At 57.7% G+C, this 12,512-nt stretch carries 3 protein-coding genes and 9 pseudogenes; 5 read left to right on the top strand and 7 right to left on the bottom strand.

The features are described 5' to 3' along the window. Positions 1-97: 97 nt before the first annotated feature. The 5 genes and pseudogenes from HB777_35800 to HB777_35820 form a co-directional block, all read right to left on the bottom strand. Entirely contained in the window at positions 98-5,086 is a 4,989-nt protein-coding gene (locus HB777_35800; GenBank protein QND69148.1) for a DEAD/DEAH box helicase, read from the bottom strand. A 106-nt stretch (positions 5,087-5,192) separates the two neighbouring features. Continuing rightward, positions 5,193-5,387 (bottom strand): annotated as a pseudogene (locus HB777_35805) (nucleotidyl transferase AbiEii/AbiGii toxin family protein). Positions 5,388-5,396: 9 nt separating this feature from the next. After that, positions 5,397-5,663 (bottom strand): annotated as a pseudogene (locus tag HB777_35810) (IS6 family transposase). Positions 5,664-5,730: 67 nt separating this feature from the next. After that, positions 5,731-6,280, bottom strand: a pseudogene (locus HB777_35815) (prolyl oligopeptidase family serine peptidase). 32 nt (positions 6,281-6,312) lie between these two features. Continuing rightward, positions 6,313-6,588, bottom strand: coding sequence for a hypothetical protein (locus HB777_35820; protein QND69149.1), 276 nt, complete (start codon positions 6,586-6,588; stop codon positions 6,313-6,315). An 897-nt stretch (positions 6,589-7,485) separates the two neighbouring features. On the opposite strand from HB777_35820, the pseudogene HB777_35825 reads away from it, so the two are divergent. The 4 genes and pseudogenes from HB777_35825 to HB777_35840 all read left to right on the top strand — a co-directional run bounded on the left by HB777_35825 (position 7,486) and on the right by HB777_35840 (position 9,973). Further along, positions 7,486-7,638, top strand: a pseudogene (locus HB777_35825) (IS66 family transposase). Positions 7,639-7,646: 8 nt separating this feature from the next. Then, a pseudogene (locus tag HB777_35830) lies at positions 7,647-8,077 on the top strand (plasmid pRiA4b ORF-3 family protein). A 1,048-nt stretch (positions 8,078-9,125) separates the two neighbouring features. Further along, positions 9,126-9,566 (top strand): hypothetical protein, encoded by a 441-nt coding sequence (locus HB777_35835; GenBank protein QND69150.1) that lies wholly within the window; start codon positions 9,126-9,128, stop codon positions 9,564-9,566. A gap of 168 nt (positions 9,567-9,734) precedes the next feature. After that, positions 9,735-9,973 (top strand): annotated as a pseudogene (locus tag HB777_35840) (IS6 family transposase). Between the two features lie 15 nt (positions 9,974-9,988). On the opposite strand, the pseudogene HB777_35845 reads toward HB777_35840, so the two are convergent. Further along, a pseudogene (locus HB777_35845) lies at positions 9,989-10,932 on the bottom strand (IS630 family transposase). An 88-nt stretch (positions 10,933-11,020) separates the two neighbouring features. Here HB777_35845 and HB777_35850 point away from each other — a divergent pair. Next, positions 11,021-11,416, top strand: a pseudogene (locus HB777_35850) (IS6 family transposase). Positions 11,417-11,639: 223 nt separating this feature from the next. Here the strand turns inward: HB777_35850 and HB777_35855 are convergent. Then, positions 11,640-12,412 (bottom strand): annotated as a pseudogene (locus HB777_35855) (IS5 family transposase). Between the last annotated feature and the right edge of the window lie 100 nt (positions 12,413-12,512).

The raw sequence follows: 12,512 nt of genomic DNA on the forward strand, positions 1-12,512 counted from the left end.
AGGGAAGCGCGCCATGACCAACTGGACAGCGGAGAGTGAAGCATCGACAAGAGTATCCGTCACTCCCCGATCATACGAGGTGGGCAGTTGATGACGCTTACGTTTGAAACTGTGATGTGGGGGCGGAATGGCGCATTTCTGCGAAAGAAAGTCGGATGAGCATCTGCAGCACAGGTTCACGCCGACGATCGATCAATTCGTGATCGGGCTGATTGAAATAGGACAACAGGCAGCGATAGCAGCCCGCTACGCAGTGAGAGTCCTCAACATTTTCCAGTGCCTTCGGTCCACTAACCGCAGCCGCTGAGAGGCTTCCCGGAGCATAGTGCATTATCTCCAGCGCCTTCTTCGCAACGGCGCGAAAGGCACTGCCATCCTCGACCAACCTGGACAAGACCCCGGCGCCACCCTCCGCGGCCTCGTAAAACAACAGTGCTCGGCGATCCTTTCTTGAGGGCGTCGGCTGTCCCTGGATTTCGCCTTCTTCCACTTGGTAAATGGCCTCGATGCCACGCGCAAAAGCATGCTGGATCGTAGCAACTATTGCCTCCGCCTCGTCTCCAGCAGCAGCCAACCAAGCAGCAGGAAACCGGATGAGCAGCGCGTTTTTCCGGTCCTCTACAACCGGGGTGATGGGTTGCCGACTATTGATCGGTGATCCTTCTTCCGCGTCCTGCGCTCGGTTGTCACTTGCCCAATAGCCGCTTTTCGGATCGATCAAAAACCCGATCTTACTGATGTCCTTGCGGCGGCGGAGTCCCCGGTTGATACGACGCGCCTGTGCGGCAGGCGTAAATTCCGCGGAGAATATTTGCCCCTCTGAATCTTCAAACACTCGGGATCTGACGTCGCTCGGGTCTCGAAACGAGAAGGTCGTCTGGAGTTCATAGCCTTGGCGACGACGCTCTTCGTCGTTGGCGGTTATCCGCTCCACTTGGCGCGTACCAACATTCTCGATCCGATGAAGCTGCTTCGTTATGTTCGATTTGTTCAGAGCGCTGTTACATACGTGGCAGCGTTCTGGCGGCTCTCCGTCATGGGCGGCACCGCAGGCTGGGCAAATTGCCGTGCTGAATGTCGGGAGCAATCCATCTTGCTCGCCACCAACCTCCTTTAACAGGGCGCGATCGACCCGATAGGCACGCCCCTCGTGATAGACAAGGCTGCCTGGCCCGAACTCGGCGATCGCCAGAAAGCGTGCACGCTGAATATACCGCTGTCCTTTTCCGCCCTGATCACCTGGCACGAACGCCATAATAGGGAGACGTGGGAAGTTATAGCCAGGCAGGAACCCTTCCGTTGCCAGATACCGGTACACGTAGAAATCGGAGCCTTGGCCCTCGGCCCCCCGTAGCAAAAGCTTTATCTGGGTGTTTCCAGCCGCTTGCCGTGTTTCTGCGGCAAGGCGTTCCTGCGGTGAGATCGAATAATCTTTTAGAGTATGTGCCGCGTCTTCTACCTGCCGTTCGGCCGCAGCCCACAAATCCCTCCACCGGTCAAAGGTATCGGCAAGGCGTTGAGGCGCGGCAGCAACGACCCGGTTTGTATTGGCATCAACACCAACAAACCACTCCGGTGGCGTGGCGCCAAAGTCATCAGCGACAGCTGACAGAACGGCCGCAACGCGCTTTGCACCGGCACTCTTTGCCTCGTCAGCAGACACCCGGTTCCAGTGATGCGGCAAGAGAGGCTTGCCGGAAACTGTCATGTCGAGGTTATCGGCGATCGACGCCGACAATGCCGCTCCACTGGCAGCCAGCCACTCTGCGTGAAGATGGCTTTCGACAAGTTCGTGATTTTTCAGATCAATAGATGGCGGGAGCACCACGCCATCGACCATCGCGCTTGGACGCTCGAAGAAGTATTGGTCATGCGGGCTTTGTGCCGCGCAATAGGTGACAATTAAGGCTGCCTGACCGCTGCGGCCCGCACGCCCACCGCGCTGAGCGTAGTTCGCTGGCGTTGGGGGCACATTTCGCATGTAGACGACGTTCATCGCGGAGATATCGACGCCGAGTTCCATGGTTGGCGAGCAAAACAAGGTTGGTAGGAAACGGCTATCTTCTCGAAGCTCCTTCAATCGTTCGGCCTGGTCGATCAGAAGTTGCCGGTCGTCTATGCCATAACGAAAGCGAGCCTCGCGGATCTCTCGTAGATCACCCTCAACCTGCGCCGTATGCTCTCGGCCTTCGAAGCCGAAGATTGCCTCGCCGCCGTCGGCCAGAAGCGTCGCGATATGTGCATACAGACCACGGAAAAAAGGATTGTCCCGATCCGGAGCTTGATTTGCTGAAAGCGCAAAAGTGATCGATGACGGCACCAGACGCCAACCATCTCCGCCAACAGGGGAGACGACCTGTGTCGCCAGCCCGTAACGACCTGCTGCTTTCAACAAGCCTTCGACAATTTCCGTGATCTGCTTACCGGTTGCCCGTCTGCCACCGAAGGTCATCGACCGAAATTGCCGGCCGATCGTGCTGGTCGGACTGCCCCGAAGAATCAACTCTTCGTCTTTCGGCGACATCTCACGGCGGGTTGGCGGCTTCGGCATGAATACCGGGGCTGCCAAGAAGCGCTCCTCATCCAGTATCCATGGGGCCTTGATTGCGCTCCGCATTCGACTGGCGAGGCTTTCGATCTTCAGTCGATCCAGGGCATCACATTCGACTGCTAAGCCCTTGCGCATCACGTCCAACAACACCCGAAGCGCCGCCTGACGTTCGAGAGCTGAAGCCGCTCGCAACAAAGGGTAGGTTTCAAATTCCTTGTCGTCGTGTGCGAGGTCATCGAGGGAAATGTAGCGCGCCTCGATCAACCCAAGCTGCTCGAGATTGGGATTCGTGTAACGCCACCCCCGCCGTTGCTCGATCCAGAATCGATGCGTCAGCGATTCGCGGATCACCTTTTCAACGGCCAGCAGCTTGGCCCCCCTAAGATCCGGCTCTACCAACCATTCGGTTCGCCGAGATACATTGGATACCACAAAGCCCAGCATTCGCTGGATCGCCTTGCCGACCTCATCCTCTTGCAACCCTTCATCACCGGCCTGGGAAACGGCTGCCAGAATCGCGCCGCGTAGCAGCGTGACGAATAGAAAGTCGTTGAAATGCCCGGCCTGCAGGGCGGCATCCTGTCGGTTGTCAGTGAAGGCCAAGAGCTTGCGTCTCGTCGCCGGGATGGAGTTTTCCGTATCGTTCATCCAACGCAGGATGGCCGCAATAATAATCGTCGTCGCCGAACTGCGCCCCTCGGCGCCCAAGGCGGCGAGCCGGTTAATGTCACGAGTTGAATCGCTGTGGTGCTCCCCGCATGCCGGGCAGAATTTGAACTTACCCGGCATGAACCAGGCTCGTTGGCCGTCATTGCCGCAGGTGCCGTCCGGAAGCACCGATACAAGCTCAGCCCTCGTCTTGCGGTACGTCGCTTTTAACCGCAATTCGCCCGATTTTGTTTCTTCAAGCCAAGCCTCGGGATAGTCCTCATCCCGACCATGGAACGTGAACTCGCCATCCACGGGCTCGGGCATAAGGAAGCCCCAGCGTTCAACGATGCCCTCAGCCTCTTCGTCATCATTGAGGGGGACATCATCGATCTCACGCTTCTCAAATGATTTTGCGCCATTGTCGTCGACCAGCGTGACGGGATGGTTTTCCTGCCCACACCGCCGGCAGAAATAAGCGCTATATAGTCTTTTTGTCGGATTTTCCGGATCGAAGATTTGTCCATCAAATGTGACCGAGCGCGAACCCGAGGGATCGAGGGTCGTGTACAGACGACCTGCGCCTGAAATAAATTGATGTAGCTTAAACGCGAAAAGAGGCTCGTCACTGCCGCCGCTATGGCCTCGGAGTTTCTCCGGCAAGCTAAACGCCAGTAGCGCGTTTTTTAATGCCAGCTCGCATGTCTCGACGGCTTCGCCGGATTCACTAGATAGTAGGACCGCCGCCGTCTTCAGCGATAGGGAGCGCGCCCGCTGCGGCTTCTGGTCTACCTCTCGAGGGCCGAGCCTAGTCTCTACCCAGATGGCAAGATCATCACGAGCGATCTCACCATTTGATTTCCCGTAATAGGGCGTACCTGAAGCCGCGCTGACCACAGCGTCACTCAGTCGAGATAGCCCTCTGTCAGCGGATTGATCTGGATCCGTCGCGCGGCGCAAGGTTTCTGTAACGATCGCGTCTCGGCCGATGTTCGTCCCAAATAAGCGGGACGCGACATCAGCAACAACCTGATTGCGATCTTCTTCGCCGCCTTCGCTGGCCATTGTTGCCGAGGTGCCAATGCAAATCGGCGGATGCCGGGGATCGCCAGCACGCGCCCGCAGACGGCGCATCAGCATCGCAACATCTGCCCCATGGCGCCCTCGATACGTATGTAGTTCATCAAGAACAATAAATCGAAGGCCGCTACAATTTTCCACGACACGTCGGTCAAGATCTGACTGCCGCGTCATCAGAAGCTCGAGCATCATAAAATTGGTGAGCAAAATGTCCGGGGGATTGTTCTTTATCTGCTCCCGTTCCTCCGAATTCTGCTGACCGGTGTATCGAGCGAAGGTCACGGGCACTGCATGGTTTTGATCTGCGAGAAATTTCTTCAATTCCTCAAGCTGGCTATTAGCCAAGGCATTCATCGGATAGATGATTACCGCTCGGGTCCGCGCATCCTCGCCAGCCCGCTTCGCCTTAACAACGGCATCAACAATCGGAATAAAGAAACAAAGGGACTTACCCGACCCGGTGCCGGTCGTTACGACGAAGCTCTTTCCGTCCAGTGCAAGGCCAATTGCCTGCTCCTGATGGCGACGTAACTTCAGAGTCTTGTCGGAGGCGCCGGCAGCGGCGCGTGAGTCCCGGAATATCTGAGCGCAATCATCGATCAGCCCTTTTGGGCCAACAAGGCTTTGGACCGAGCCGCCACCTTCATAGTGCGGATTAAGCTGAATTATGGGTTCAGGCCAGAAACGACGCCCGGCGTAGAGATCGGTTACCTTCTCCAGAATTTCTGACGAACGTATCCGTGTAAAGGATCTGGCAAATCCGGTATATTGAGCCAATAGACTATTATTTAGCGAAAAGACGTCCACAAACTTACTGCCTTCCCAAAATAGAATGCCTGGATTGACAGAGCATTCTCTTTTTCTTTAGACCGGTGTCCGCCGGCAACCAGCTCTGTTCGTCATTTCCAGCATCAACAAGCGGAAGCAGAAACAGACGGAGATCGACGATAACGGCAGCGAACGTCTCCGGCGCGGCAGCCATGCGCTCGCGGCCGAGAAAGGTTTGCCATTGAACGCTCCAGGCCGCCGTGAATTCATCACTCAGCCCAATCGGAATATCTGCGGGCAGTGCCGTCCCCCGCCGTTCGAACGTACGCCTTACAGCCTCAATCAGGGTCTGACCGTTGATGCGAACCACGACTTCATTCAGATGCCAGACATCGTCTTTCGTCGGCGACTTGCGGCGTATGCGGCGCGCATAATCAGGGCCGTGCTTTCGGCACCATCGGCGGATGGTCTCGTAGGAAACGACGATCCCGCGTTCGAGCAGCATTTCCTCGACATCGCGCAGGCTCAGATTGAAGTCGAAGTAGAGCCAGACAGCACGCGCCACGATTTCGATCGGATAGCGGTGGTTCTTGTAGGTCGGTGCACTCACGGTCATGGGCGCGCGGCTACCTCAATTTCCTTACCCCTCAATCAATGTGACACCACCACTTCTGCAACTCGATTCATGTGGCGTTCCAGTTGGGTGGGGTCTGCCCGAGGATGTTGTGAACGAAGAACTGCAGGAGTTTGTACTGGCGATGGGTGCCTGGCGCACCGTGATCGGCGCCAGGCACGTAGACCATGTCGCAATCTTTTCCCGCCTTGATGAGCCGGTCGGCAAGCTGGAAAGCGGAGGTCGGGTCGACATTGTGGTCCATTTCGCCGACGACGATCATCGGCTTGCCCTGCAGCCTGTGAGCATTGTCGATGGAGGAGGATTGCGAATATTCAATGCCGACTGGCCCTGCGTCCATCAGTTTTTCCAGGCAACATCATGAAAGGCGCGCGAGCGGTGTTGGTACCCATGCCATCGATCTGCACAACGACGAAGCCCAACTGCGTGAGCGGCTCTGTCCGCCTTGAGAAGGATTTTGGCACGAAAGAGCCATGCGGCCCGGCGTAGATATCCTCCATCACCGGGTATTTCTTCGTCGGATCGAAATTGGCTGGCAGGTGGATCACGCCCCAGATATCAGTCTTGCCGTCTCGCCCCTTGGCGTGGAAGCTGAGTGGCGCCAGACGGGCCTGATCGAAGGCGGGCTGCTTCACACCCGTGGCAGCATCGACCCGCATGAACTGCTGCTCGCCGTGGCTAGTCCGGCGCGGTATATGAACGCGTCGGGAGTCAGCCAGAACGGCCCCTCGGGGACATTCACGGTGAGCCCGCCATAGCGATCGTTTATCGTCAGTGCCCGCTCAAAATCGCTCAGCGCCAGCGGCGGAGGTGCACCATTCGGACCATTGTCCAGCGCCCGAGCGGTTACCGATCCCGATGCCCCTTGAATTAATAGCGCGAGCGTCAAAGCGCCGGTTTTGTACATATCTGTTCACCTCTTTGGGTTTTCGGAAGACGCATGTTTGGATTTGGCTTCTCATCGCCGGTCTGCAGCAGCGAGCGCCGAGCGTCTTCGGAGGAGCCTGCACGCGGGTGCAGCCGGGGCCGCAGTCACCATGACAGGGCGCTCTTTGAGGACATCCAGGAACTGGTCGGGTGGACCAGATTGAAGAGTTGGCATCCGCGCCGATAACAACTGCCTATGCAGCCCTGACTCGACTATTCCTCGGCGAGTACGGCCTCTTCCTTTTCTGCATCTGGATGGTCCTGCTGTAGTAAGGCCGGATGTCGCCCCGGCAGAAATCATTGTGCTAACATTTTCGATATCATCGGTCCGTGACGCGTTACTGATGACCGGGAGCAATATGCGTGCCAAAGGAAAAACTCGTTGAATTATAAGGCAATCGATCGAACCGGCTATGTCGCATCTCCAACATCGTCGTACATCGGACAATGCCAGGCGACATGTCACGGGTGTCGTGTTGCCTCACCTAATTTTGTTACCGAGTGCCTCATCAGGAATGTTACCCGCAGCAAGACGTGCGGGATTTGGCGCGACGTATGGTGCAAGGCCGCTGACCTCGCCGATAAGCCGCTGCACGGCTTGTCGGCGCCACTCTCTTACTCGCTTTTGCAACGTGTGAAGCTGTCGCAAGGGTGCTGTCACATTGATTGAGGGGTAAGGAAATTGAGGTAGCAGCGGCGCTAAACGCCCGATCCAGCATCCACTCCGCCACCTGGATGATCTCACCCGGCCTGATCTCTACCCGGATGATCGCGCCATTGGCCCGGTCCTCACGACCTTCATGCCGAAAACGACCGCCGTAATATGGATGCCAGCGATAATGAAACTCTACCATCTGCCCGACATGGGCAGAATGACCCTGCGATGGCCGTTCAACGGAAGATCACCAACGGCTATCGCGCCATGTGGGGCGCAAAGGGCGAAGCCGACATTCGAACCGTTGTCGACACGGCTCGTCTCACGCCAGGCACGAACCCCTTCAAAATCATCCTTCAAACCGTCAGCGCCTGAAATCCGCTATGACTGAGCCCGCGACCTTGATCTTCCGAGCCTCTCTTCGGGCGCGGCTTTATCGGGACATCGAGGTGTCGAGTTCGAGCACGCTAGCGGATCTGGCCGAAGCCATCGTAGGGCATTCGGCTTCGACATGGACCACGCCTACGGATTCTATTCAAAGCTGACGGGAAAGCTGTTCGACTCGCCCCTGCGGTTCGAACTCTTCGCCGACATAGAGGGGAGCAGCTCTCGCAGCGTGAAGGGCACGCGCGTCACCACAGCCTTCCAGAAGGTGGGCTCGGCAATGACCTTCTTGTACGACTACGGTGACGAGTGGCGCTTCCGCGCTGAAGTTATTGGAACCGGGCAGGCGCAGCCCCATGCCAACTACCCGAGGATCGTCAGCAAGATCGGCAAGGCTCCCCCGCAGTACCCGGACATCGACGACGAGTGACGACGCACCGTGCCGCATCGAGGGGGCGAGGGGTGGGTAATTCCACTCTGATCATGGTTCAGTGTTCCAGAATAGAATACCCGTCAAATATTACGCTTATTACACAATGGTAAAATAGCCTTCAAAACCCTTAACGGAAACGTAATCCACGATAGGACTCCTCCATGCTAAAGGTCTAGGGCTTTCAACTCCAGAAGGGGTAACGTTATGTCAGAAAAAGTGATTCAGTGGCAGGCGGACACCCGCTGCGGCTTGGGTGTGAATGACCCGATCATCGGCGCCCCCGTGGGGCATTGGCCCCTCAGCGAATCAAGCGCCACGCTCGTTTGGAATATTGAGCTGAGCAAGAATGTCATTCTGCTCGATGCGGGAGGCAAAACCCTCGCCCTTGACTTCAACGACGGGGAGATCGCCCACCAGGTTCCGCTTATCCTTTCCGAATATAGGGGCACGCCGACAAGTCCCAGCAGTGGAACCCCATCGTGCGTCCAGGTTACATCACCTCCCTCGCCGACCCCTCCCTGGTTGCCGACGACCGAGATCGGAAGCCTGAGCCCGGGAGTCCCGCGTGGGCCCATTCGTTCAATGGCTCCGTAGCGCAGCAGTGGAAAGTCAAGGACCCGTTCCAAGTCCTCGCGGACCTCACTCAGGCCGCCTAGCAATTCTGTGAGCGGTGGGGCGCTAATGGCGGTACCAGCGGGCGATGATCTGCGGCGGGAAACGATGCGCTTGTAGCTGACGGTCGCGGTGTTCATGCCATCGGTCTATGCCGCAAATCCCTGAACGCGAGTTAAGGTGATAATGCCCGACCAGCAAAGATCGTGGTCCGAGCCGTCGTCCAAGGGAAGTCGACACCGCCGCTGCTGCATTGCTCGTCGTGTCCTCGGAGCACCCCGGTGCCGAGAGCTGAAGCGGGTACCTTTCCTCGGAGCCAGGATAGAGGAGCCAGGATAGAAAAGGAATTATTCCGCCTTTGCTTGACGTGAATCAACAAGGGGCGACGTCACCGATGACAGATTCCAATCGCCCGCCAAAAAGGAGAACTCACATGAAACGACTTGGTCTTATCTGTCTGACCGTACTTTCCCTCATCGGATTTTCCTTCTCTGCGAGAGCAGAAGAAGTTCACGGGCCCGTCGATGCAACCATGACATTTTCCGGCAGCAGCGTGGCTGCTGGCTTTGGCTACACGTGGGGTAACGGAGCCCTGAACTTCGAGGGTAAATCCTATCCTTTCACCGTTTCGGGATTGACCTTCATCGATGTCGGAGCCGAGCGAATTGACGGCGCCGGAACCGTTTACAATCTGAAGAAGGTCGAAGATGTCGCCGGAACCTATGTCGCGGCCGGCGCAGGTGCGACACTCGCGGGCGGCGGCAGCGTCGTGGCGCTCGAAAATCAGAATGGCGTCATCGTGCATTTCCATTCGACCACGGCGGGATTGAAGCTCAATCTGTCGGTCGGAGGGATTGTCGTGAAGCTGAAGTGAATTTTGTGGCTGGCTATTCATCTTTGGGTGACCAGCCGGATTCACACCGTATCCGCGCCAGACGGCTGGAACATCGCCAAATCAATCGGAAATCGACCTGACCGCATCAGAGCCAACGGCGTTATCACCTTAACTCGCGTTCAGGGATTTGCGGCATAGACCGATGGCATGAACACCGCGACCGTCAGCTACAAGCGCCATCGTTTCCCGGCGCAGATCATCCGCAGATCATCGCCCATGCAGTCTGGCTCTCCTACAGGTTCCCCTTGAGCCTGCGTCTGGTCGAGGAAATGCTGCTGGAGCGTGGGATCGTGGTTTCGTATGAGACAATCCGCCGGTGGGGCATCAAGTTCGGTCCGCATGACGCTCGCCGCTTGCGCCGCAAGCAGCGCAGCCGAAACGATGTCTAGAGCACGTCCGGTTTAATCCGGGTCATAGCCTGCGGCCTTGAAGTAGTTCTGGCATTCGGCTGGGGTGAAGAGGTCAACGAGCGATCCGACGGCGTTCCACAGGGCTGTGATTGTTCTCTCGGCTTTGGCGCGCATAAGAGCCTTGAGTTTTGAGAAGGCGTTTTCGATCGGATTGAAGTCGGGGCTGTAGGGCGGCAGGAACATGAGCCTCGAGCCGGTCGTCTCGATCGCCTCGCGCACGCCGGCCGCCTTGTGCGCCGGCAAATTGTCCATGATGACGACGTCGCCCTCCGACAGGGTCGGAACCAGAACCTGCTCAACATAAGCCAGGAACACGTTGCCGTTCATGGCGCCGTCGTAGACGAACGGAGCGGTCATTCCTGTCAGCCGTAACGCGCCGGTGAAGGTGGTGGTCTTCCAATGGCCGTGCGGCACGCCGGCCCGGCAGCGCTCACCGCGCGGCGCACGTCCCCGCAGACGGGCCATCTTGGTCGATAGCCCGGTCTCATCAATGAAGACGAGCTTCGCTGGATCGAGATCGAGCTGGCCGTCGAACCAGGCGCGACGGCGCTTCAGGATGTCGGGGCGGTCCTGCTCCAGTGCGTGTGCGGACTTTTTTTGAACGTCCACCCGTGGCCGCGAAGCCATGCGCTCAAGGCGCTGCGGCTGATCCGTACCGACCGCTCGTCCCCCAGCCGTTCCACCATTTCGTTCAGCGTGATGTCCTTGCGCTCATCGATCAGCCCGACGATGAAGGCTTCGTGGGCATCAAGGCTGGACGCGCGTCGGCGGCCTTGCGGGCGAGGCATCCGCTCGCCGATCTTCGCCCGTGCGATCCACCGGATCGCACTCGATATGCCGACGCCGAACCGCGCCGCCGCCTGCCGTGCCGACATGCCCGCGTCCGAAGCCTTCAAGACCCGGGATCGAAGATCGCCGCTCAGTGCTCTTGCCATCATCCACCTCATCAAAGGGGATGTTGAATCACCCATGCAGCCCGACGTCACATCACAATCGATTCATCGATCGCGGGACGTGCTCTAGCACCTGGACGAGGTCGTCATCACCATCGCCGGCAGGAAACACTGGTTGTGGCGCACCGTCGACCAGGATGGCTATGGGCTCGACGAGATCGTCCAGAACCGCCGCAACACCAAGGCGGCCAAGCGCTTGCTGACGCGGCTGCTGAAGAAGCAAGGCGTCGCACCGAAGCGCATGGTCACCGACAAGATGCGCTCCTATGGAGCGGCCAAGCGTCAAGTGATGCCGGCCGTTGAACATCGATCGCACAAGGGATTGAACAACCGGGCGCAGAATGCACATGTGCCGCTGCGAAAACGGGAGCGGATGATGCAAGGCTTGCGATCACCAGGAGCACTGCAACGCTTCGTCTCGATCGTCTCGATCGTCTCGGCGCTGCGCAATCTCTTCGTCCCGCCCCAGGCCTCAACGCGTATATATCCAGACAACGTGAATCGCCATGTTAAGCGGAAACTGCTAGGTCGCGGACGCCGCAAATAAGGTCTATGCAATACAACGGACAATCGTGAGCGATTCGATCGCAGAGGGCGACAGTATGAATATGAATCAGAGTGAATATCCTAATGGGGGTCGTGCAATTGTTCGTAGCTCAGAGATTTGTGACCTTATCAGTTATAACTCTCTAGGTTTCGTGGACAAAGGGCATCCAGAGCTTGATTGACGCGAGCGCAACAAAGCCGAGATATGACTCCCTGGTCTTGTCATATCGAGTTGCGACGCGCCGCCAGTTCTTGAGCTTGTTGAAGAGCCGCTCGATCTGATTGCGCCATTTGTATTTGCATCGATCATGCGGGGTGGGTTCGCGCCGGTTGCTTTTGGCCGGGATGACCGCCTCGACATCGGCCTTGGCGATCTCTTCGCGGATGGCGTCCGCGTCATATCCTTTGTCGGCAAGGAAAGCTTCGATCCGGACGGTGATCATCCGGAACAAGGGGGCAAAACCTTGCGTATCGTGCGTCTGTCCGGGCGTCAGCACGAAGCCAAGCGGGCGGCCTTTGGCATCGCATCGGGCATGAAGTTTTGTGGTGAAGCCGCCACGCGATCGGCCAAGCGCCTCGGCTTCCTGAGTCCCCTTTTTATGCCGACTGCACAATGATGTGCTCGGACGATGGTGCTGTCGATCATATCGGCGCTGACGTCTCGCTCGACCATCTCGGCCAGCGTTTCGAGCATGGCATCGAAGACGCCGGTTTCGACCCATCGTCGGTAGCGGCGAAACACGCTGTTCCACTTGCCATATTCGTCCGGCAGGTGTCGCCATTGCGACCCCGTCCGCGCCATCCACATCATGCCCTCGAAATAGAGCCGGTTGTCTTGTGCCGGCCGACACCCGCGTCCCCGCTCAGATGGAAGGAGCGGCCCGATCAGCGCCCACTCCTCGTCCGACACTCCGATCCGTTCGCCCAAGGCTGCCTCCAAATCGGAGCCTTGAATCAAAAACCGGATTCTCCGTCAACCTTTGTCCACGGAACCTAGCATTACAGTTGCATATTTA

The sequence above is a fragment of the Mesorhizobium loti genome (assembly GCA_014189435.1).
In the GTDB taxonomy this organism is placed as follows: domain Bacteria; phylum Pseudomonadota; class Alphaproteobacteria; order Rhizobiales; family Rhizobiaceae; genus Mesorhizobium; species Mesorhizobium loti_G.